This window comes from Streptomyces sp. NPDC053542, from assembly GCF_044544685.1.
In the GTDB taxonomy this organism is placed as follows: Bacteria; Actinomycetota; Actinomycetes; order Streptomycetales; family Streptomycetaceae; genus Streptomyces.
On the sequence record NZ_JBITXL010000009.1, the window covers coordinates 29,671 to 51,215 of the forward strand.

Consider the following 21,545-nt stretch of genomic DNA (forward strand, 5'->3'; position numbering starts at 1 on the left):
TGACAGGGGCTGAAGGTGTCGTAGGCGGTATGAGGCCGGGCGCCGGCGCACCTTGCGGTGGCCGGCGCCCGGGTGGGATGGAGAGTGGTGCGGAGTGGTCAGTTGGCTGGGACGATGCCGCGGATCAGGCCCAGGGACATCAGGTCCTGGGGGCGCAGGTGGAGTTGGTCGGCGGTGCGCGGGACTTCGGAGAGGGGGCGTTTGAGGATGGCGGTGGCCAGTTCGGGGGCGATGACGGAGAAGTAGCTGTCCGGGGTCGCCCACAGGCGGCCCGGCGCGGCCAGCGCCAGGGCGCCGCCCGAGCCGCCCTCGCCGATGAGCAGCGAGGTGAGCGGGGTGCGCGCCGCGGCCATGGCGGCGAAGAGGTCCGCGATGGCGGCACCCGCGCCGGAGCGTTCGGCCGCCGCGTCGTTGGCCGCGCCCGGGGTGTCCACGAGGGTGAGGACGGGGATGCCCAGGCGGTCGGCGAGGCGTACGAGCCGGGCGGCGGTGCGGAAGCCGGCCGGGCGGGTGGCCGTGCCGCACTGGGCCGCGTACGCGACCGTACGGCCGGCCCGGTGGCCGAATCCGCAGCGCATGCCGTCGTCCACGCCGCCGCAGCGGTCGCCGCTGATGTCCTCGCGCCAGTCGAAGTACGTGTCCAAGTACGCGTCGGCGCGTGGGCGTTCGGGGGCGCGGGTGCGTTGTACGGCGCTCCAGCCGGAGGCCGGCGGATCGCCCGCGCCCTGCGCGGCCGGTACCGGGGCCGGCTCCCCGTCCGGAGTGGTCAGCAGGCGCAGCCAGCGGGCGAGCGTGGCGCGCAGCCTCTCGGGCGGTACGACGGCGTCGATGTGGCCGGTGGCCAGCTGGCCCTCGGCGGTGTACGCGGACGGGTCGGCGTCGGCGGGGCGTACGCGGGAACCGGCGAAGCCGACCTGGGCGCCGGGCAGCGCCAGTACGACGTCCGCGCCGGCGCCGAGCGTCGCCCAGCCGCCGCCGGTCGTCGGGTCGCGCAGGACGGCGAGCTGGGGCAGGCCGGCGGCGCGGTTGAGCGTGGACTGGCCGGCGATGCGCTGCAGTTGGGTGAGGGCGAGCATGCCCTCCTGCATGCGGCTGCCGCCGGTGGCGATCAAGGAGACGACGGGGAGGCGGAGTTCGCGGGCCCGGGTGTACGCGGCCTCCAGGCGGTCGCCGGTGCGGCTGCCGAGGGAGCCGCCCAGGTAGCGGAACTCGAAGGAGATCACGACGGCGCGGGTGCCGCCGATGGCGGCGGTGCCGCAGACGACGGACTCGCGTTCGCCGGTCGACTCCGTGGCGCGTGCGCGGGCGGCGCCGTAGCCGTCCCAGCGGAGGGGGCCGTCGTCGAGCGGCCCGAGGGCCGTCGCTGGCTCCTCGGGCGACGCTTCCGGGGCCTCGGCCGGTTCCTCAGCCGGTTCCTTGGCCGGGGCCGATGCCGAGCCCTCGGTCGGCGCCGACACCGGCCCCTCGGCGCGCGGATCCGCCGACTCCGGGCCCCCGGCACGTTCCGACCCCGGAAGCGGCTCGAAGCTGCCCGCGTCCGTCACCTGCGCGAGCACCTCCCGAGCGGAGAGCCGCGCGGAGAGACCCGCAGCCGACCCCTCGGCCCGCCCCGCAGGCGGTCCCCCGGCCTGCCCCTCAGCCCGCCCCGCCGACGCGTCAGCAGGTACCTCAGCAGGTACCTCCGCACGCGCCCCCGCAGCCATGTCCCGCCCCGCCTTCGGCTCCTCACGCATGGAGGCCCCGCTTGAGGATCTTGCCCATGTCGTTGCGGGGGAGGGCGTCGAGGAAGTGGACGACGCGGGGGCGCTTGTGCGGGGCGAGCTGGGCGGCGACGTGGTCGGCGAGCTCCGCGGGGGTGGGCTGCTCGCCCGGCGCCGGGACGATCCACGCGACGATGCGCTCGCCGAGGTCCTCGTCCGGCTCGCCCGTCACCGCGGCCTCGGCGACGCCGGGGTGCTCCAGCAGCGCGTTCTCGATCTCGCCCGCGCCGATCTTGTAACCGCCGCTCTTGATGAGGTCGGTGGCCTTGCGGCCGACGATGCGGTAGCGGCCCGCCGCGTCCCGGGTGGCCATGTCGCCCGTACGGAACCAGCCCCCGTCGAACGCCTCGGCCGTAGCGTCCGGCCGGTTCAGGTACTCGACGAAGAGGTTCGGGCCGCGGACCTGGATCTCGCCGACCGTCTCGCCGTCACTCGCTTCGAGGACCTCGCCGGACTCGTCGACCAGGCGTGCCTGTACGCCCGGGAGCGGGACGCCGACCGTGCCCGGCGCGGAGGTGTCGTCGGCCCGTACCGCGGTGTTCATCAGCGTCTCGGTCATGCCGTAACGCTCGACGACCCGCGCGCCGGTCGCCGCCTTGATCTTCTGGTGGTCCGTCAGCGGCAGCGCCGCCGAGCCGGAGACCAGCAGCCGGGCGCCGCCCAGCGCCTTGGCGAGCGCCGGGTTCTCGCCCGCCTCGGCGGCAAGCCGGTGGTACATCGTCGGCACGCCGAACAGCATCGTGCCGGCGCCGCCCAGCTCGCGCGCCACCCCCTCGGTGGAGAAACGGCCGAGGTGGTGCACCGTACCGCCGCGCCGCAGCGGGCCGACGATGCCCAGGATGAGCCCGTGGACGTGGAACAGTGGCAGGCCGTGGACGAGTACGTCGTCAGCGGTCCACTCCCATGCCTCCTCCAGCGCGTCGAGCGTGGACGCGATGGCGCGGCGGGGGATGACCACGCCCTTCGGACGGCCCGTGGTGCCGGAGGTGTACACGATCACAGCGGGGGCCTCGGCGCCCGGCTCCGGAGGCAGTTCGACCGCCCGGTCCGCCGGCCCCGCGGCGTCGGCAGCGCCACTCGCCCCGCCTGCGGCGGCCCCCTCGGCCGTCGCGCCCGCCTCGGTCCCCTCGTACGGATCGACGTCGATGCGGTGCAGGGCCGCGAGCGCGCCGGGGAGTTCGGCGTCCGGCTCGGCCAGGACGAGGGTGGGCGCGCTGTCGGACACGATGTGTGCCAGCTCGCTCTCGCCGATCTTCGGGTTGACCGGTACCGCCGGTACCCCTGCGAGCAGCGCCGCGACCACCGCCACCGAGGTCTCCATCGTGGGCGTGGCCCACACCGCCACCCGCCGCTCGGCGCCGATCCGCTCCGCGAGCGCGCCGGCGGCCGCGGCGAGCTGCCCGTAGGTCAGCGCGCGGTCCTGGAAACGCAGTGCGGTACGGGAGGACGCTGTACGCAGCGCCGGGAAAAGCTCGTTCACCGAAACTCCTTCGTTCTCTTGCTGGTCGGGTACCCGTTCCTGAATACCTGAGGTCTCTTTCCTGGATACCTGAGGTCCCTGTGGGTCCCGTGGCCGGACCGGTTTCCTCAGCCGAGGCCCGGGACGACCAGCGCCAGCCAGACCAGCGCCGGTACGGCCGCGACCACGAGGGCTCCGTACACCATCAACTGCTTGAAGAAACCGTCCCGGTCGACATTCTTGGCGTTCGCCAGCACCAGTGCGCCGTTCGTCGAGAACGGGCTCACATCGACGACGGTGGCGGAGACCGCGAGCGCCGCGACCATGCCCACGGCCCCGATCGATCCCTGGGCCAGGAACGGCACGGCCAGCGGGATCAGGGCCCCGATGATGCCGACGGAGGAGGCGAAGGCGGAGACCAGCGCGCCGATGTAGCACAGCAGCAGCGCGGCCAGCAGCGGGATGCCGATGCCGCCGACGGCCTTGCCCGCCCAGGTGATGGTGCCCATCTGGTCGAGGACGCCGACGTAGGTGAGGACGCCGCAGATCAGCAGCACGGTGGGCCAGGTGATCTCCGAAACGGCGGCCTTGCTGTCCTGCGGCCAGACGGCGCTGAGGACGACGGCGAGGGTGATGGCGGTCAGACCGGCGTCCAGGTCGAGGACGAGCACCGCCAGGACGAGGGCCAGGAGGGCGAGGAGGGTGGCGATCCGGGCGGGCGTGAGGGCGAGGGCGCCGGCGGCGGGGGAGTCCGCGCTTCCTTCGTGGGCGAGGGCGCCGGCGGCCGGGGAAACCGCTCGTCCTTCGTCGGGGAGCGCGCCGGCGCGGGAACCCGCGCTCCCGCCATCGGAGTCGCCTCTTCCCTCGTCGGGGGCGCTCTGTGTCCGGCCCTTGCCACCCGTACGAGGGAGCCGGAGGCCACCCAGGGCGACGAACAGGACCGCCGCGATGAGGAGGTTGACGACCAGGCTGGCGGCGAAGAGGGCGAGCGGGCTGCCGGGGAGGTGCTCGCGGGCGACGATGCCGTTGACCGTCGAGCCGTAGATGCTGATCGGCGAGAAGCCGCCGGCCTGTGCGCCGTGCACCACCAGCGCGCCCATGAGCAGCGGTTTGATGCCGTACTGCGCCGCGAAGCCGAGCGCGAGCGGGGCGACGATCGCCACCGCCGCCGGGCTGACCGCGCCGATCGCGGTGAGCGCGCCGTTGACCGCGAACATCACCCAGGGGATCAGCGCGACCCGCCCGCCGACGAGCCGTACGGAGGCGTGCACCAGCCAGTCGGTGGTGCCGTTGGCGCGGGCGATGGCGAAGAGGTACGTCACGCCGACCAGGACCACGAACAGATCGCCGGGGAAGCCCGCGAAGATCTCGTCCGCGTCCATCCCGGCGACCAGCGTGCCCACGCCGAACGCCGCGGCGAACGCCAGCGCGCCCATGTTGATGGAGCGGGTCGTGGCCAGTACGAAGACCACCGCGAGCACGAGTATCGAGAGCACTTCCGGCGACATCTGCGGCTCCGTTCGTGAAGGGAAGGCCGTGGCACACCGGGCGGCGCAGGGGTGGGGTGTGGCACATTGGCCAAGTGGCTGAGCCACTTTGCTGGTGATCGACGAGGTGCGTCAATACTCTTGTCGCGAGTCTTCAGCACTCTTGCCACGACTCTCCGGCGACGCCGGGTCGCGGGAACCGATCGAGGGGGGCCGACCGATGTCCGAGGCGCTGCGGCCGATGGCCAGGCCACGGCTCTACGAGCAGGTGGTCGAGCGGCTGCGCCAGTACGCCGCCGAAGACGGGCTGGGCGCGGGCGACCGCCTGCCGGCGGAGCGCGAGCTGGCCCAGCGGCTCGGCGTCAGCCGGGCGTCCGTGAAGCAGGCGATCGTCGTGCTGGAGGTGCAGGGTCTGGTCGAGGTGCGGCACGGCGGCGGTACCTACCTGGTGCGCGACACCCTCGACGCGGCGGAGCCCGTCGAGCGCCTGGTCGAGCGCCGCCGCCGGCTGCCGGACGTCCTGGAGGCGCGCGAGGCCATGGAGACCAAGCTCGCCGAACTGGCGGCCCGCCGCCGTACGGACGCCGACCTCGCGGCGCTCGACGACGCCCTCGCGCACATGGCGAAGGAGGTCGAGGACGGCGGTCCGGGCGTCGAGGGCGACCGCCGCTTCCACGCCGCCGTCACCGCGGCCGCGCACAGCGCGCTGCTCGCCGAGTTCATGCGCTCCATCGCGGAGCAGATCGGCGAGAGCCGCAACGAATCGCTGCGCCAGCCGGGCCGCCCGCAGGGCTCACTGGCCCAGCACCGGCGCATCCTCGAGGCGGTACGCGACGGCGACCCGGAAGCGGCCGCGGCGGCGATGCGCGAGCACGTCCGTACGGTCGCCGAGGTGCGGCTGCTCACGTGGACGCCGGAGGAGGAAGAAGGAAGCTGAGCAGCCGGGTCACCCCCGCGTCTTGAGCAGCCGGGTCACCCCCGCGTCATGAGGAGGCGGATCAGCCCGGGATCTTGCGGAAGTCCCAGGACGCCACCGCTTCCGGCGTGAGCCGCAGCCAGGCGTGCCGGCCGTCGTGCGGCAGCGTCTCCATGCCGAAGTACTTCGCCGCGAAGAGCTTCTCGGGCGCCTCCAGTTCGGGGCAGGGCTCGCCGTGCCGCGGTGCCTCGCCGACGAACGCCACGCTGCCCGACAGTTCGGCGCCGCGCAGTTCGCCGTACTCGTGGCCGTCGTCGACCACGACCGCCACCCGCTGGTCCCTCACGAGGTGGGCCCAGCGCCTGCTGCGGGTGAGGGAGTACAGCCACAGTGCGGTGCCGTCCCAGACGTACCACAGCGCGCCGACGTGCGGTGCGCCGTCCGGCCCGACCGTGGCGATCCGGCAGGTCCGCTGCCGCGCCAGAAAGACGTCCAGCTCCTCCGGGCTCATCATGATCCGGCGTCCCCTGCGCTGCCCTGCCGCTGCCGCCATCCGCGGCCACCTCCCCGGTCGCTCCCTGGCCACCTGACCAAGTGTCAGGAATCATGAGCCCTTCGCCCGGCGAAAGCAATGGAAGTCCGCTGCCCGGCGAACGCAATGGACACCGGACCACCCCCGCACGGCCGCCCTCCCCCGACCGCCCTCCCGACCGCCCAGCCCAGGAGGTACCCCCATGCCCACGGACGCCCAAGTCCCCCAAGCCGCGCAGGCCGCCCAGCTCGTCGACCAGCTCGATCCCGCGAGCACCGCGCTGCTCACCGTCGAGTGCCAGAACGGTGTCGTCGGCACCGACAGCGCGCTGCCCGAACTGGCCGAGGCCGCCCGTACATCCGGTGCGCTCGCCAAGGTGGCGCGGCTGACCGCCGCCGCGCACGAGGCCGGCGTCCAGGTCCTGCACGCGGTCGCCGAGCGCCGGCCCGACGGCCGCGGCGCGAGCCACAACGCCCGCCTCTTCCGCGCCGCCGGGCGGCTGCCCGTCCAGCAGCTCACGGGGACGACCGCGGTGCGGATCGCCGACCCGATACCGGTGTCCGACGCCGACCTGATCGTCCGGCGGCTGCACGGGCTGTCGCCGATCGCCGGTACGGAGGTGGACGCGCTGCTGCGCAACCTCGGCGTCCGCAACGTCGTGATCGTCGGTGTCTCGGCGAACGTGGCGATACCCAACGCGGTCTTCGACGCGGTCAACCTCGGCTACACCGCGGTCGTGCCCGCCGACGCCATCGCCGGGGTGCCGGCCGAGTACACCCCGGCGATGGTGCGGAACACGCTCGCGCTGGTCGCCACCGTCACCTCCACCGAAGCGGTGCTGACCTGCTGGAAACGGTCGCGGCGGGCGCGGTGAGGGGAACGCGGCGGGCGCGGTGAGAGGAGCGCGGCGGAGTCGGGGGGAGGCGCTCAGGTCAGTTCGATCTCGCCGCCCTTGACCTTCAGCGGTACGGCCGGCAGCGGCTTGGTCGCCGGGCCGTGCCGCACGCTGCCGTCCGCGATGGCGTACTTGCTGCCGTGGCAGTGGCAGTTGATCGTGCCGCCGCTGACGTCGCCCACGATGCAGCCCGCGTGCCGACAGATCGCCGAGAACGCCTTGAAGTCGCCCTTCTCGGGCTGGGTCACCACGACCTTCTGCGCCTTGAAGATCTTCCCGCCGCCGTCGGGGATCTCCGAGGTCTTGGCCAGCGCCTTCCCGGAGCCCTCGGCTGCGCCGCCGCTCTTGGAGGGGCCCGCCGAGCCGCCGGACGACGGGGAACCGCCGGACGACGGCGAGCCCGACGAGGACGACGAGGACGACGAGCCGTATCCGCCGTCCCCGCCGCCCCCGCACGCGGCGAGTGCCGCGGTCAGGCCCGCCGCGCCGGCGGCGGCGACGACCGTGCGCCGGGCGGCGCCGGCACGTTCCTGTGATGGTGAGCTCATGGTGTCTCCAGAGGTCCCGGTACCGGTATGTCCTTCGCCTTGTGAAGGTTCCATACGGACCGGCGGCCTCCGGTGTTCAACGGGTCGGCCGAAAGGGTGCTTCCCCTTCCGCTTCCCCTTCCCCTTCCGCCTCCGCGACCGGCACCGAGCCGCTGTCCGCCAGCGCGTCCAGACGGTCGAGGGCGGTGCGCGGCAGCGCGTCCGGATCGGCGAGCAGCGTGAGGTAGGCGTGCGCTGCCAGCAGGGCCCGCCCGTTCGGCGCGGGCGCCGCGCACTCGTATGCCGCCTGTTCCAGCAGCAGCGTTCCCATGACGGTGCGGGTCAGCTCCTCCGCGTACCGCCCGGCGCGCATCTCCTGCTCCGCCGCCGGGCCTGCCAGCAGCCCGTCACCGCGGGCCGCCAGCTCCTCCCACCGGACGGCCAGCTGCTTCGCGGCGGGCAGCGACAGGGCGCGTGCCCGGTCCCCGTACGCCCGCGCGAGGGTGTGATGCGCGGCGTACTGACGCAGGCAGCGGAGCACGTCCAGGGCGATGACGTTGGACGAGCCCTCCCAGATGGAGCCGAGGTGGGCGTCGCGCAGCAGCCGGGGGTTCACCCAGTCCTCGATGTAGCCGTTGCCGCCGCGGATCTCCATCGCCTCGCCCGTGACGGTGCGGGCGCGCTTGCAGACCGTGTACTTGGCGAGCGGGGTGAGGACGCGTACGAGGTCCGGGGCGGCCGCGTCGCCCGCGTCGGCCTCGTCCAGCCGGGCCGCCGCCTCCAGGACCAGGGCGAGCGCCGCCTCCGCGTCGAGGATCATCGGCAGCAGCGTCACACGCATCAGGGGCTGCTCGAACAGCGGCGTACCGAAGACCGTCCGCTCCCGGGCGTGAGCGACCGATTCGCGGACCGCGCGGCGCATCAGGGCGGCGGAGCGCATGGCGTTGGACAGCCGGGAGACGTTGAGCATCTCGGCCATCTGCCGGAAGCCGCGGGTGAGGTCGCCGACCGGGGTGGCGTACGCGCCGTCCAGCGTGACCTCGCCGCTGGCGATGGAGCGCGAGCCGAGCTTGTCCTTCAGGCGGTCGATCCGGACCGCGTTACGGGTGCCGTCCGGGCGCAGCCGCGGCACCAGGAACATGCCGAGCCCGCGCGTGCCCTCGCCCTGCCCCGGCACGCGCGCGAGCGTGAGGATCACGTCCGCACCGGGGTTGGAGGCGAACCACTTCTTCCCGGTGAGAATCCAGTGGGTGCCCCCGTCGGCCGAGGTCGCCACGGTCTCGGTGCGCCCGACGTCCGTACCGCCCTGCTTCTCGGTCATGAACATCGCGCCGGTGGCACGCGTCGCGGGATCGGTGGAGGTGAGCGCGGCGATCTCGGCGGCGTACCGCTCGGGGTCGAAGAGGCGCAGCACGCGCGCCGCGGAGTCGGTCATGGACAGCGGGCAGGCCATGCCGAACTCGGACTGCACGTAGAGGTAGGACAGCGCGTACTTGACGGTGTGCGGGGTGCGGTCCGGGCGGCCGTGCACGCCGGGGCGGTGGGACATCGCGGCGAGACCGAAGCGTTCGTACGCGATCTCGGCGAGCCGGTCGTGGGCGGGGTGGTACTCGATCTCGTCGATGCGTTCACCGTCGGGCGCGTACGAGCGCAGCCGGGGCGGATTGGCGTCGGCGAGCGCCGCCTGCCGGTCGATCTCCCCGGCGGCGAGCTCCCCGAGCTCCGTGAGGAGGGGTTCGATACGGGCGCGGTCGTCGGCAGACAGCACCCGGTCCAGGAACGGACGCAGGGCGGGGTCCTGGTCGGCGAAGTTCGGCATACGGGTCTCCTGGTGCCTTGAAGTGATCCGCGCGGCATGACGAGACGCGATCACCTTCGCAGGGGCGCGGGAAGGCTGTCCAAGACCTGTTCGCCGCCCGATTGAGACGCGATCGAGGACAATCGCCCGCCACCAGCCCGTACCTCGAGACGCCGGGCGCCACGACATGTACCCGCCGGGGCATTACGGCACGTACTCGTCAGGGCGTTACGGCACGTACTCCGCCGGCGTCGGCAGCACCCGTTCCGCGACCTTCAGCACGTTGTGCAGCGCAGCCGACTCGTTGCCCGCGCGCCAGGCGAGGGCGATCGGCAGCGGGGCCACCTCGCCGGCCAGCGGGCGGAAGACCACATGCTCCAGGCGGATGTTGCGCGCCGACTCCACCACCAGCGCCACGCCCACCCCGGCCCCGACCAGCGCCAGCAGGTTGTAGGAGTCCGGCGCCTCCTGGGCGACGCGCGGCGAGAAGCCGGCGGCGTGACAGGCGTGCACCAGCGCGTCCCGCACCGCCGAGCCGCGCGCGGCGGGGAAGGTCACGAAGCGCTCCCGCGCCAGCGCGGCGACGTCGACCGCCTCCCGCGCGGCCAGCGGATGGGTGTCCGGCAGCGCCAGGACCAGCCGCTCGACGCGGACGACCCGGGAGACGATGCCGCGCCGCACGGGGAGCGAGACGAAGCCGAGGTCCAGGGTGCCGTCGGTGATCCGGCCGAGCGCCTCGCCGGAGTAGACCTGGCCCTGCAAGGACAGCTCGATACCGGGGTATTCGGAGGTGACCGCGCGGGCGAGTGGAGGCAGCGCCGCGTAGCTGCTGGCGCCCGCGTACCCCACGGTGACCCGGCCCGCCTCGCCGAGGCTGACCGACTGCACCGTACGGCGCACGGCGGCCGCGTCGGCGAGGAGGTTGCGGGCCGGCTCCAGCAGGGCCTGGCCGGCCGCGGTGAGCCGTACCGAGCGGGTGGTGCGGTCGAAGAGGGCGGCGCCCAGGTCCCGCTCCAGCAGCCGGATCTGCTGGCTGAGCGGGGACTGGGCGATGTGCAGGCGTTCCGCGGCCCGGCCGAAGTGCAGTTCCTCGGCGACGGCCACGAACCCGGTGAGATGGCGCAGTTCCACGCGCCGCACCTTCTCAGGGCGCGCGACCGCCGCTCAAGCGCCGTGCACGTCCGCCGGACCGGTCGGCCGGGTTCCGGCGGCGTTCCGGCCAAGCCCGAGCGCGTCCCGGAGGAAGTCGCGCTGGAACAGGAGGAGGTTCTCGTTCACCCGGTCGTCGGCCGGGGCGTGGGTGGCACCGGACAGCGGCAGGACCGTGTGCGGGCGGCCCGCGGCGAGCAGTTCGGCCGAGAACCGCAGCATGTTGGCGACCGTGACGTTGTCGTCCGCGAGCCCGTGGACCAGCAGCAGGGGGCGGCGCAGCAGATGGCCCCGGCCGGTCAGCGAGGACCGCTCGTAGTTCTCCGGCCGCTCGGCCGGGTGGCCGAGGAAACGCTCCTTCCAGTACGTGTCGTACAGCCGCTGGTCGGTCGGCGCGGCGCCGGCCACCGCCGCGCGGAAGATCTCCGGGCGGAGCAGTACGGCTGCGGCGGCCAGGAATCCGCTGAAGGACCAGCCGCGGATCACCACCCGGTCCAGGTCGAGGTCCGGGACCTGCTCGGCCGCCGCGTGCAGCGCGTCGACCTGGTCCTCCAGCGCGGGCGTCAGCTGGTCGCCGTGGACCGCCTTCTCCCACTCCGGGCCGCGCCCCGGCGTGCCGCGCCCGTCGGCGACCAGTACGGCGAAGCCCTGCTCGGCGAACCACTGCGAGACGCAGGCGGGCCAGCCGCGCGCCGCGACCGCCAGCTGCATGCCGGGCCCGGCGTACGGGTCGAGCAGTACGGGCAGCGGTCCCGTCCCCGGCTCGTACCAGGAGGGCAGGTACAGCGCGGCGCGCAACTGCCGCTTGCCGAGCACGAGATGGCGCGGGCGCGGGGTGACGACCGGGGTTTCCGCCAGAGAGGCGATGGTGGTCACCAGGGTGCTCCCGGCGGGCGAGGACGGTGCCGCGGTGGGTGAGGGCGGTGCCGCGGTCCCGCCCGTCCCGCGGATCTCCGCGTACGGCCCCTCCGGCGTCAGCCCGTGGAACACCGCCGTGCCGCCCCGGACCACGGCCCCGTGCGTACCGGGCCCCTCGCTCAGCCGCACCGGCGCGTCCGCCTCCGGGTCGTGGCACCACACGTGCGTCTCCACGGGGTCGTCGGAGGCGGTGAAGTACACCCGCTCGCCCTCGGTGCCCAGTACCCCGCGCACCTGGAGGCCGGCCGGCGTGACCGCCTCGCCGCCGACCGCGAGGTGCCGGGTGCCGGCCACGTCATGGGTGCGTACCAGTGCGCCGGACGCGGTTCTGGCGGGCGTGCCGGGCACCAGCTCCACCCAGGCGGCGTCGGTCCGCTCGTCGAGGAGCGAGGTCGCGCCGGTGTCCGGGTCCACGGCGAGGGTGCGCAGCGTGCGCTGGTCCCGGGACTGCACCCCGATGAGCGGGCCGTGCGCGTCCCAGCCGACGGTGGCCACGTACTCGTACGCCGCCCGGTCCCACGCCACCTCCGTACGGCTGCCGTCCAGGCCGTACACCCACAGACTCACGTCCGCGTTGGCCGTGCCCGCCTGCGGATACCGGATTGCGCGCGGCGGCCGATCGGGGTGCGCCGGGTCGCTGATCCAGCGCCGCTGGACGTGCGTGGTGTCCACCCGCGCGACGAGCAGCCGCGTGCCGTCCGGCGCCCACCAGTGGCCGCGCAGCCGGCCCATGGACTCCGCCGCGGTGTATTCGGCGAGGCCGTAACTGATCTCCGGGCCCTCGGCGGCGGCCAGTTGCCGGTCCCGGGCGGCCGCGCCCGCACCCTTTTCCGGTACCTCCACGACGTGCAGCGAACGGCCCGTCACGTAGGCGATGTGCCGGCCGTCGGGGGACGGGCGCGGGTCGGTGACGGGGCCCGCCGCCGGTACGGGGAAGGGCTCCCCGCCGTCCGTGCGCACCGCCCACAGCGCGCCGCCCAGCGCGAAGACCGCCAGGCGCACCGCGCGGTCGGTCGCGTACGCCACCACACCGGCGGAGCGCTCGCGGGCCCGCTCCCGGAGCAGCCGTTCCTCCTCCGGCACCTCGTCCCCGCCGCCCACCAGCGCCGTCGGGTCTGCGAGCAGCCGCTCGGCGCCGTCCGCCAGCAGCCAGAGCCGGCCGATCGGGTCCCGGCCGCCCCCGGTGCGCGTGAACAGGACGCGCCGGCCGTCGGGGGAGAGGGTGAAGTTCCGTGGCACGCCCAGCGAGAAGCGGCGAGTGCGGGCGAATTGGCGGGGGAAGGCGGCGCTTTCGGAAGTGTGGGTGGAGTCCATGGGGGAGTCCTATCGGCTGCGCGGCGGTGTCGGACAGTGAATAGTTCGGTGATGAATCGATTCAGTACCGGCCGTTGGCCAGGTGTTGGTCTATCTCGGCCTTGCCGACAAGCGCTTTTCTTGAACGATTCAACGAAGGTGAACGGAGGGGAACGACGATGTCCCCCATCCCCCGCAGAGCTCTCTTGAAAGCGGCCGCGGCCGTCGGAGCCGCCACCCAGGTCGGCTGGGCACTCGGCGCCGCACCGGCGCAGGCCGCCGGTCCGTCCGGTGAGCAGGCCGGCGCGCCGGTGACCGCGGCGGGCAACCGCGTCAACGGCCGCGCCGTCGACCTGGTCGCCGTGCACAACGCGGAGATCCCCGAGGAGTACCTGCGGTCCGGCGCCGGCTGGACGCCCGTCCTGCGGACCCGCGTGGACCACTCGCGCGCCGTCCCGGGTCTCCTCGGCCATCGGGTGGGGCGGAGCGGCTGCGCTGAGGCTCAACCGGTTCCCGCCGGTTGCCGAGGCCGGTGATTCTGCCGATGTGCGAAGGGGGCGCACGGCACGAGAGTTGCGGTCGTCAGTGACCGTTACCGAGAGGAACCGTCGTGCAGCAGCACACCAGCGTGTCCATGCGCATTCCGGAACGGCAGCGGAGCAGCCGGCTCAGAACCCGGCTGACGCGGTGGGGGCTGGCCGGCCTCCTGACCGCGGGCACCCTGCTCACCTCGCAGGCCGGACCGGCCGGGGCCGCGGACAACCCGTACGAGCGCGGCCCCGCGCCCACCGTCTCCAGCATCGAGGCGTCCCGCGGCCCCTACGCCGTCTCCCAGACCACCGTCTCCTCCCTGAGCGTCACCGGCTTCGGCGGCGGCACCATCTACTACCCGACCTCGACCAGCGACGGGACCTTCGGCGCCGTCGCCATCTCGCCCGGCTACACCGCCTACCAGTCGTCCATCGCCTGGCTCGGCCCGCGGCTGGCCTCCCAGGGCTTCGTCGTGTTCACCATCGACACCAACACCACCCTCGACCAGCCCGACAGCCGGGGCCGTCAACTCCTCGCCGCGCTGGACTACTTGACCGGGCGCAGCTCCGTGCGCGACCGGATCGACAGCAGCCGGCTCGGCGTCATGGGCCACTCGATGGGCGGCGGCGGCACGCTGGAGGCCGCCAAGAGCCGGCCGTCCCTGCAGGCCGCGATCCCCCTGACCGGCTGGAACCTCGACAAGACCTGGCCGGAGATCGCGACCCCGACGCTCGTCGTCGGCGCCGACGGCGACACGATCGCACCGGTCGCGACCCACTCCGAACCGTTCTACGAGAGCCTGCCCGGCTCGCTCGACAAGGCGTATCTGGAGCTGAACAACGCGACGCACTTCACCCCGAACACCTCCGACACCACGATCGCGAAGTACAGCATTTCGTGGCTCAAGCGGTTCATCGACAACGACACCCGCTACGAGCAGTTCCTCTGCCCGCTGCCGCGGCCGAGCACGACGATCGAGGAGTACCGGGGCAACTGCCCGCACACGTCCTGATCCCGCCCCGTGGGGCACGGGGGACGGAGGGGTTCCGTGGGGTTCCGTGACCGGTTACACGCCAGTAACGTGACGGTCGTGACCGGACCGAAGACCGTGCCCGGAGCACCCGGAACGAATCCCTCGCACCGGCGGGTGACACTCGGAGCGCCGGACGGGCCCGCCGCGGCCGGCCTGCCCGACGACCTCCCCGAAGACACCCGCCGGCTCCTGCTGCTGGCCGCGGCCGCGCAGGAAGCGCACCCCGACGGGCCCGGCGCCGAAGCGGCCCTCGTCCTGCGGGCCGCGGCGGCCGCCGGGCTCGGCGCGGCCGCCCTGGAACCGGCGGAGACGGCGGGCCTGGTCCGCACCGCGGGGGAGCGGATCCACTTCGACAACGCGCCGCTGCGCCGGGCCCTGTACGAGGCCGTACCGCTCGCCCGGCGCCGCGCGGCCCACGCACTGCTGGCATCGGTGAGCGCGCCCGGCCGGGACCGGCTGCCGGGCCTGCTGCACCGCGCCCTGGCGGCCGACGGGCCCGATCCCGGCCTCGCCGGGCGGCTGGCCGCCGCGGCGCGGACCGCCGGGCCGCACGTCTCCCACGAGGAGCGCGCGGTGGCCCTGGCCGTCGCGGCGCGCCTCACCGGGCACGGCACCGACCGTGCCACCCGGCTGACCGCGGCGGCCGACCACGCGCGCCTCGCCGGCCGGCCCGACCGGGCGCGCGCCCTGCTCGCCCCCGTCCGCGAACTGCCCGCCGCTGCGCCGGTCCGCGGCCGGGCCCAACTCGTCCACGGACTGCTGTCGTTGCGCGACGGTCCGGTCGCCGACGCCCGCGAAGAGCTGCTCCTCGCGGCCGCCCTGCTCGACCCTCACGACGCCGCCGCCTCCCTGACCGCCCGGCTCGCGGCCATGGAGGCGGCCTGGGCGATGGGGGACGCGGCGGCGTATGTGGAAGCGATCGACGACGGCCGGGGAGGCGTGGGCCGCGGTACCCCGGGAGGCGGGGCTGCCGGCGCTCTCGACGACTACCGGGCGGGTATGGCCGCCGTCCTGAGCGGGCGGCTCGGCGCGGGCGTCGGGCCGCTGCGGCGGCTGCTCGCGCGCACGGGACACGCCGAGGACCCCGAGGTGCTGCTGCGGGCCGGGGTCGCCGCGCTGGTCGTCGGCGACCTCGCGGCGGCCTGCCGGGTCAACGCGCGCGCCCTCGCGGCCGCCCGCGCGCTGGGCCGCGCCACACTCGTACCGCAGGCGCTGGAGCACCTGGCGTACGGGGAGTTGCGTGCCGGGCGGCACGCACGGGCCCGCGTCCACGCCGAGGAGGGGCTGCGTACCGCGCGCCTGACCGGACAGCGCAACATCGCGGCCCACCAGCACGCGATCCTCGCCCTCGTCGCCTCCGTCGAGGGCGACACGGACGCGTTGTCCGCCCACGCGGCGGCGGCCGGTGCCGTCGCAGGGCCGCACGGGCTGGTCCAGGTGTCCACGCTCGTCCGCTGGGCCCTGGCCAGGGCCGACCTGGGCGCCGGCCGCGTGGACGAGGCCGCCGCCCGGCTCGGCCCGCTGGTGCGGCCCGGGCCCCGGCAGGGCCACTTCGCCGTACGCATGCTGGCCGTGCCCTGCTACACCGAGGCGGTGGTGCAGGCGGGCACGCCCGGCGCGGCGCGCACCGCCGTCGACGAGTTCGCGGTCTGGGCCGCCCTCGGCGCCGACCCCGCGGCCCCCGCCCAACTGGCCCGCTGCCGCGCACTGCTGGCCGGAGCGGGGGCGGGAACGGGAACCGGTACCGGAGCCGAGAGCCGGGACGCGGCCGCGGCCGACGCGTACTTCGAGGCGGCCCGCGCGCACCACGACGACACCGTCAACGACTTCGAGCGCGCCCGCACCCTGCTCCTGCACGGCAAATGGCTGCGACGCAGACGCCGCCCAGGACCGGCCCGAGGGGTGCTGCGGGACGCGCTGGTCGCCTTCGAAGGATGTGGCGCCCGGACCTGGACCGAACAGGCCCGCGCCGAACTGCGCGCCACCGGCGAAGCGCCGGCCGCCGGCCGCCCGGCACCGCTCACCGGCCTCACCCCGCAGCAGCTCCGCATCGCCCGCTGCGTGGCGGACGGCGCCACCAACCGCGAGATCGCGCAACGCCTGTCCGTGAGCCCCCGCACCGTCGACCACCACCTCCGCAACATCTTCGCGACCCTGGGCGTACGGTCCCGGCTTGAGCTGGCCCGCCTGGTCGACCGTGCCGTCACGCCGCGGACGGGGGCGTGAGACCGACCGGGGACGTGAGCCCCGCCGGCGCCGGATTGAGCCGGGCGAAGCCCTCCTGGCGCTGGTACGGGAAGTGCGGATACGGCGCGGTCCGCGCGCTCGCCGCGTCCAGCCTGGCCACCTGATCCGCCGTCAGCTCCCAGCCCACGGCACCGATGTTCTGCCGCAACTGCGCTTCGTTCCGGGCGCCGATGATGACGGAGGACACGGTCGGCCGCCGCAGCAGCCAGTTCAGTGCGATCTGCGGGACGGTCCGGCCCGTCTCCCGCGCGACCTCGTCCAGCGCGTCGACCACCCGGTACAGCGCCTCCTCCTCGACCGGCGGGCCGTAGTCCGCCGTGTCGTGCAGCCGGCTGCCGGCCGGCAGTGGCTGCCCGCGCCGGATCCTGCCGGTGAGCCGCCCCCAGCCGAGCGGGCTCCACACCACCGCGCCGACGCCCTGGTCGAGTCCGAGGGGCAGCAGCTCCCACTCGTAGTCGCGGCCGACGAGCGAGTAGTAGACCTGGTGCGCCACGTACCGCGGATATCCGTACTTCTCGGCCGTCGCGAGCGACTTCATCAGCTGCCAGCCGGAGAAGTTCGAGACGCCCACGTAGCGGATCTTCCCGGCCCGCACCAACCCGTCGAGCGTGGCGAGCACTTCCTCCACGGGGGTGTGCGCGTCGAAGGCGTGCAGTTGGAAGAGGTCGAGGTGGTCGGTGCCGAGCCGGCGCAGCGCGTCCTCGACCGCCCCGATCAGGCGCGACCGGGACGTGCCCGCGTCCTGCGGTCCGTCGCCCATGGGCAGCCCGGCCTTGGTCGACAGGATGACCCGGTCCCGGCGGCCCTTGACCGCCCGGCCCAGTACCTCTTCCGACGCGCCGCCCGAGTACACGTCCGCGGTGTCGAACATGGTGATGCCGGCGTCGAGGGCGATGTCGACCAGCCGCCGCGCTTCCTGGGCGTCGGTGGTGCCCCACGCTCCGAAGAGCGGCCCCTGTCCGCCGAAGGTGCCCGTGCCGAAACTCAGGGCCGGGACCTTGAGGCCGGAGGCGCCCAACTGCCGGTATTCCATGATCGATCCTCTCGCGACGGCGATGAAGGTGAAGAAGGCGAAGAAGCCGGCGAAGGCAACGGAAGCCGGCGAAGGCAACGGAAGACCGAACCCGCTAATGGGTCATCCGTTCCGTTAGGCTCTGGGCGTTACCGTAACAGGGATCGCGAGCTAATGGAACGGGAGTACCGTTATGGCGGATGAGGGTGCGGAGCGGCCGGGAGCCACGGAGCAGCCGGGAACCGTGCGTCCGGGCGGGCGCACGGCGCGGGTGCGGGCGGCCGTGCTGGCGGCGGCCGGTGACGTGCTGGCCGAGCGGGGGCTCGCGGGGCTGGACCTCGCCGATGTCGCCCGCCGCGCGGACGTCGGCCGGACGACCGTCTACCGCCGCTGGGGGAGCGCGGCCGGCCTGGTGGCCGACCTGCTGGCCGACATGGCCGAACAGTCCCTGCCGCGTACGGACACCGGCTCGCTGCTCGGCGACCTCAAGGCCAACGCCGCTCTCGTGCGGCGGACGCTCACCGATCCGCGGCAGGGCCCGCTGTTCAAGGCGGTGATCGCCGCGGCCACCAGTGAGGCGGGCACGGCCGAGGCGCTGCACCGCTTCTACGCCGCGCGCATCGAGGAGTGGGCGCCCTGCGTGCGCCAGGCCGTCGAACGGGGCGAGGTGCCGACGGGCACGGACCCGCACGAGGTCATCCGCGCGGTCTCGGCGCCGCTCTACTACCGCGCACTGGCCAGCGGCGACCCGCTGGACGAGGCGGCGGCCGACCGCGCGGCCGAAGCCGCCACGGCCGCGGCCCGAGCAGGGGCGTACGTGCGCCCCAAGGGCTCATCGCACAACGCGTAGCCACAGATTGGTCGACTGCGGTGTCCGGCCGAGGTCGATGCGTTCGAGTGTGACGTCCGCTCCGCCCGGCTGGGCGAACAGCCGGACCCCGTCGCCGAGCAGGACGGGGGCGATGCACACGAAGATCTCGTCGAGCGCGCCCGCGGCGAGGCACTGCTTCGCGACGTCGGCGCCGAGGACGTTGACGTACTCCTTCTCGCCGGCCGCGGCCTTGGCCGCGGCGATACCGCTGTCGAGGTCACCGACGAAGGTGACGCCCGGTACGGCGGTCTCCGGCGCGTGATGCGTGAGTACGAACTGCGGCCCCTCCCAGCCGCCGCCGAACGGCTCGCCCTCCTGGGGCGTGCCCTTGTGCGGATCGTCGCCGCGGAAGGTGCGGTTGCCGACGAGCAGGGCACCGGTCTCCCCGATGAGCCGGTCCACCATCGGGTCGGGGCCGCCGAGGTGGCGGGTCAGCCAGGACATGTCCCCGTCGGGGCCGGTGATGAAGCCGTCCAGCGACATGGTCGCGGAGTACAGCAGCTTGGCCATGGCCCGCAGTATGCCGTTCCCCGGCCGGCCCGGGGCGGCTCACCCGGCAGTGGGCGGGTCCCCCCACGGCATTTCCAGCGCGGTCCGGAGCGCGTCGACCGTTCCGTGGCCGATCCGCTCGGCCAGCTCCTGCTCCAGTCGCTCCAGTACGCGCAGCGCCCGGCGGTGCGCGCGGGTGCCCTCCGGGGTGCGGCGGATCAGGCGTTGCCGGGCGGAGGCGGGGTGCGGTGCCTGCTCCAGCAGGCCGGCGGCGACCAGGCTGTGCACCGCCTGGTGGGCGGTCTGCCGCGTGACGCCCATCCGCCGGGCCAGTTCGGACACGGTCGTGCCGTCCTCGTCCAGTACGGCGAAGAGCTGGAGCTGGGTGGGGGAGACCGGCGGGGTGCCGTCGCCGTCCATGGCCGCCAGCAGGCCCTGGTCGAACCAGTTGCGGGCCTCGCCGAGCAGCTGGGGGAGGTTGCGGTTGGTGTCCATCGATGTCAGGCTACCTGACGTAGTCGGTGTCAGGCTGCCTGACATGCAGCCCATGGTGCGAGTGCCCTGACATGAATGCCGTACGCCTCCGGGAGAGTCGATGACCTTTGAATACGCCACCCGTTACCGGCGCGCCTCGCGCATCCCCGCCGAGCCGGGCAAGCCCTACTTCGTCGAGAAGGGCGAGGGCGACCGCGCCCATCTGTTCGGCGACCTGATCACCATCTACGCGGGCGGTGAGCAGACCGAGAACACCTTCAACTTCTTCACGGTCGAGGGCCCCAAGGGGGATGTCATCCCGGCCCATGTGCACGCCGACACCCACGAGGTCTTCTACATCACCGCGGGCGCCGTCCGGCTGTTCGTCGAGGACACCGAGGGCGAGCAGCAGGAGAAGCTGCTGACCACCGGCGACTTCGGCTTCGTACCGAAGAACTGCGCGCACGCGTACCGCATGGAGCGCCACCACAGCCAGGTCGTCGGCGTCGCGGCCGGACCCGGCGGCACCTTCGAGCGGTTCTTCGAGAACCTCGGCGCGCCCGCCGAGCAGCTCGGTCTGCCGCACGAGCCCGTGATCCCCGCGCCCGAGAAGTTCGGCACCGTACCGCGGGAGTTCGACGTCCGGTTCCTGCCCGACCACCAGTGGCGCACCCGGTGAGCGCCGCGCTGCGCGCGCTGATCGCGGCGCCCGCGCCCGAGGCCGCCCCGCTGCCGCCCGCCGCGCACTGCGCCCCCGGCGTCCGGCTGCTGCGCGGCGTCCCCTATGCCGTTCCGGCAGGCAGCCGCCCCCTGGAGCTGGACCTGTGGCTGCCCGAGGAGCCGGCGGGTGGCCCGGTGCCGCTGGTGCTGTACGTGCACGGCGGCGCCTGGCGCGTCGGGCGGCGGGACGACATGGGGATGCGGCTGCGGGACTGGGAGCCCGGCCCCTTCGCCCGGATCGCCGCCGCCGGCCTCGCGGTCGCCTGCGCTGACTACCGCCTCTCCGGCGAGGCGCACTTCCCCGCGCCCCTGGACGATCTGCGTGCCGCCCTGCGCTGGCTCGCGCTGCGCTCCGCCGAGCTGGGCGTCGACACCGCGCGGACGGTGGTGTGGGGCGAGTCCGCCGGCGGCCACCTCGCCTCGCTGCTCGCCCTCACCGGCTTGGCACCGGGCCACGCGGGGCCCGCTCCGGCCGGCGCCGTCATCTGGTACGGGCCGAGCGACCTGGCCACCGCGCGCGGCGGCTGGGACCCGTGGGACGCGGCCACGCCCGAAGCCGCGCTGCTGGGCGCGGCGCCCGCCACCGTGCCCGGCCTCGCCCGCGCGGCCAGCCCCGTGACGCACGCCCACGCGGGCGCCCCGCCCTTCCTGCTGGTGCACGGTGACGCGGACACCATGGTGGCCGCGGGCCACAGCCACGCCCTCGCCGCCCGCCTGGAGGCGGCCGGCGCGCCGGCCGAGCTGTGGACGGTGCCCGGCGCGGAGCACGGCTGGCACGGGGCGTCCGACGCGCGGGTGACGGAGATCTTCACCCGCTCGCTGGCCTTCGTGGAGCGGCTGGTGCGCTGAGCCCGCGAGGAATCAGTCGCGGGCCGGCCGTACCGTGAACCCGCCCCGGCCGTCGAACCGCACCTCCAGCACGGCGTCGAACCCGTCCGCAGGCGACGGCCTGCGCAGCCGCCGCCAGGTCGCGCGGACACCGATGTCGGGGACGCGGTCCCGGCCCTCCCGCGCGGCGTTGCGGTGCAGGGAGCCCGCGAGGTCAGGCGGGAACCAGTACGCCGTCACCGGCGCGCCGTACGCGTGGCCCATGGCGATCAGCGGATCCCACTCCGCCGGCGTCGGATTGGTGTTGTCGACCGCCACCGGCCGTCCGGCGGCCAGCGCCTCCTCGATCAGGCGCATCTGCCGGGCCTGCTTGTTCCGGGCCGAGTGGGGGAAACGGTCCTTGCTCACCAGGGCGTGCCGGCCGGCGAGGTGCTGCTCGTAGAAGGTGGTCTTACCGGCCGCCTGGAGCCCGACGAGCACGGACAGGACCGGGCCCGGTGCCGTACTTTCCGGGACGGACAGGGCCGGCTCCGGCTCCGTACTTTCCGGCAGCATCCGCTGTGCACCTCCTTCCGCCGCGTTCCGGACCATCCACCGCGTTCCGGA

19 protein-coding genes and 1 pseudogene are annotated in these 21,545 nt (G+C 74.3%); 8 read left to right on the plus strand and 12 right to left on the minus strand.

Translation table 11 applies throughout. From position 1 onward, the window contains the following. Positions 1-98 precede the first annotated feature (98 nt). The 3 genes from ACIGXO_RS24650 to ACIGXO_RS24660 all read right to left on the minus strand — a co-directional run bounded on the left by ACIGXO_RS24650 (position 99) and on the right by ACIGXO_RS24660 (position 4,727). The gene (locus tag ACIGXO_RS24650) at positions 99-1,703 is read right to left on the minus strand and encodes a carboxyl transferase domain-containing protein (protein WP_399791551.1); all 1,605 of its coding nucleotides are present in this window, start codon (positions 1,701-1,703) and stop codon (positions 99-101) included. A 22-nt stretch (positions 1,704-1,725) separates the two neighbouring features. Further along, positions 1,726-3,240, minus strand: coding sequence for an acyl-CoA synthetase (locus ACIGXO_RS24655; RefSeq protein ID WP_399790745.1), 1,515 nt, complete (start codon positions 3,238-3,240; stop codon positions 1,726-1,728). A 107-nt stretch (positions 3,241-3,347) separates the two neighbouring features. Continuing rightward, positions 3,348-4,727, minus strand: coding sequence for an SLC13 family permease (locus ACIGXO_RS24660; protein ID WP_399790748.1), 1,380 nt, complete (start codon positions 4,725-4,727; stop codon positions 3,348-3,350). A 199-nt stretch (positions 4,728-4,926) separates the two neighbouring features. On the opposite strand from ACIGXO_RS24660, the gene ACIGXO_RS24665 reads away from it, so the two are divergent. Continuing rightward, the gene (locus ACIGXO_RS24665; RefSeq protein ID WP_399790751.1) at positions 4,927-5,643 is read left to right on the plus strand and encodes a FadR/GntR family transcriptional regulator; all 717 of its coding nucleotides are present in this window, start codon (positions 4,927-4,929) and stop codon (positions 5,641-5,643) included. A 61-nt stretch (positions 5,644-5,704) separates the two neighbouring features. Here the strand turns inward: ACIGXO_RS24665 and ACIGXO_RS24670 are convergent, their stop codons facing one another. Then, positions 5,705-6,175, minus strand: coding sequence for a pyridoxamine 5'-phosphate oxidase family protein (locus tag ACIGXO_RS24670; RefSeq protein WP_399790753.1), 471 nt, complete (start codon positions 6,173-6,175; stop codon positions 5,705-5,707). A gap of 181 nt (positions 6,176-6,356) precedes the next feature. Here ACIGXO_RS24670 and ACIGXO_RS24675 point away from each other — a divergent pair, with 181 nt between their 5' ends. Then, the gene (locus ACIGXO_RS24675; protein ID WP_399790756.1) at positions 6,357-7,028 is read left to right on the plus strand and encodes a cysteine hydrolase; all 672 of its coding nucleotides are present in this window, start codon (positions 6,357-6,359) and stop codon (positions 7,026-7,028) included. A gap of 53 nt (positions 7,029-7,081) precedes the next feature. Here ACIGXO_RS24675 and ACIGXO_RS24680 read toward each other — a convergent pair whose 3' ends face one another. From ACIGXO_RS24680 to ACIGXO_RS24695, 4 genes are all read right to left on the minus strand, one after another. Further along, positions 7,082-7,597 (minus strand): Rieske (2Fe-2S) protein, encoded by a 516-nt coding sequence (locus ACIGXO_RS24680; RefSeq protein WP_399790759.1) that lies wholly within the window; start codon positions 7,595-7,597, stop codon positions 7,082-7,084. 76 nt (positions 7,598-7,673) lie between these two features. Beyond that, a complete protein-coding gene (locus tag ACIGXO_RS24685) occupies positions 7,674-9,395 on the minus strand; it encodes an acyl-CoA dehydrogenase family protein (RefSeq protein ID WP_399790762.1) in 1,722 nt (573 codons plus the stop codon). Positions 9,396-9,602: 207 nt separating this feature from the next. Then, entirely contained in the window at positions 9,603-10,505 is a 903-nt protein-coding gene (locus tag ACIGXO_RS24690; protein WP_399790765.1) for a LysR family transcriptional regulator, read from the minus strand. A 33-nt stretch (positions 10,506-10,538) separates the two neighbouring features. Next, complete coding sequence (locus tag ACIGXO_RS24695; RefSeq protein WP_399790768.1) at positions 10,539-12,755, minus strand: prolyl oligopeptidase family serine peptidase; 2,217 nt, start codon at positions 12,753-12,755, stop codon at positions 10,539-10,541. A gap of 284 nt (positions 12,756-13,039) precedes the next feature. On the opposite strand from ACIGXO_RS24695, the pseudogene ACIGXO_RS24700 reads away from it, so the two are divergent. The 3 genes and pseudogenes from ACIGXO_RS24700 to ACIGXO_RS24710 all read left to right on the plus strand — a co-directional run. Further along, positions 13,040-13,270: pseudogene (locus ACIGXO_RS24700) on the plus strand (hypothetical protein); the annotation flags it as partial. A gap of 74 nt (positions 13,271-13,344) precedes the next feature. Beyond that, positions 13,345-14,277 (plus strand): alpha/beta hydrolase family protein, encoded by a 933-nt coding sequence (locus ACIGXO_RS24705; RefSeq protein WP_399790771.1) that lies wholly within the window; start codon positions 13,345-13,347, stop codon positions 14,275-14,277. A 78-nt stretch (positions 14,278-14,355) separates the two neighbouring features. Then, complete coding sequence (locus ACIGXO_RS24710; RefSeq protein ID WP_399790774.1) at positions 14,356-16,524, plus strand: LuxR C-terminal-related transcriptional regulator; 2,169 nt, start codon at positions 14,356-14,358, stop codon at positions 16,522-16,524. Here the strand turns inward: ACIGXO_RS24710 and ACIGXO_RS24715 are convergent. Beyond that, positions 16,502-17,578 carry an aldo/keto reductase gene (locus ACIGXO_RS24715; protein WP_399791553.1) on the minus strand — a complete coding sequence of 359 codons (1,077 nt, stop codon included), beginning with the start codon at positions 17,576-17,578 and terminating at the stop codon, positions 16,502-16,504. The genes ACIGXO_RS24710 and ACIGXO_RS24715 overlap by 23 nt on opposite strands. 172 nt (positions 17,579-17,750) lie before the next feature. Here ACIGXO_RS24715 and ACIGXO_RS24720 point away from each other — a divergent pair, with 172 nt between their 5' ends. Continuing rightward, positions 17,751-18,407 (plus strand): TetR/AcrR family transcriptional regulator, encoded by a 657-nt coding sequence (locus ACIGXO_RS24720; protein ID WP_399790777.1) that lies wholly within the window; start codon positions 17,751-17,753, stop codon positions 18,405-18,407. On the opposite strand, the gene ACIGXO_RS24725 is transcribed toward ACIGXO_RS24720, so the two are convergent. Together ACIGXO_RS24725 and ACIGXO_RS24730 are read right to left on the minus strand one after the other, a co-directional pair. Next, positions 18,390-18,938: a dihydrofolate reductase family protein gene (locus ACIGXO_RS24725; RefSeq protein ID WP_399790780.1), complete on the minus strand. Its 549-nt coding sequence runs from the start codon at positions 18,936-18,938 to the stop codon at positions 18,390-18,392. The two genes, ACIGXO_RS24720 and ACIGXO_RS24725, sit on opposite strands and share 18 nt — an antisense overlap. A 39-nt stretch (positions 18,939-18,977) precedes the next feature. After that, complete coding sequence (locus tag ACIGXO_RS24730) at positions 18,978-19,412, minus strand: MarR family winged helix-turn-helix transcriptional regulator (protein ID WP_399790783.1); 435 nt, start codon at positions 19,410-19,412, stop codon at positions 18,978-18,980. Between the two features lie 100 nt (positions 19,413-19,512). On the opposite strand from ACIGXO_RS24730, the gene ACIGXO_RS24735 reads away from it, so the two are divergent. Then, entirely contained in the window at positions 19,513-20,070 is a 558-nt protein-coding gene (locus tag ACIGXO_RS24735) for a quercetin 2,3-dioxygenase (RefSeq protein WP_399790786.1), read from the plus strand. After that, entirely contained in the window at positions 20,067-20,960 is an 894-nt protein-coding gene (locus tag ACIGXO_RS24740; RefSeq protein ID WP_399790789.1) for an alpha/beta hydrolase fold domain-containing protein, read from the plus strand. Before ACIGXO_RS24735 ends, ACIGXO_RS24740 begins: the two co-directional genes overlap by 4 nt. A 12-nt stretch (positions 20,961-20,972) precedes the next feature. On the opposite strand, the gene ACIGXO_RS24745 is transcribed toward ACIGXO_RS24740, so the two are convergent. Continuing rightward, a complete protein-coding gene (locus ACIGXO_RS24745; RefSeq protein WP_399790792.1) occupies positions 20,973-21,494 on the minus strand; it encodes an AAA family ATPase in 522 nt (173 codons plus the stop codon). Positions 21,495-21,545 lie beyond the last annotated feature (51 nt).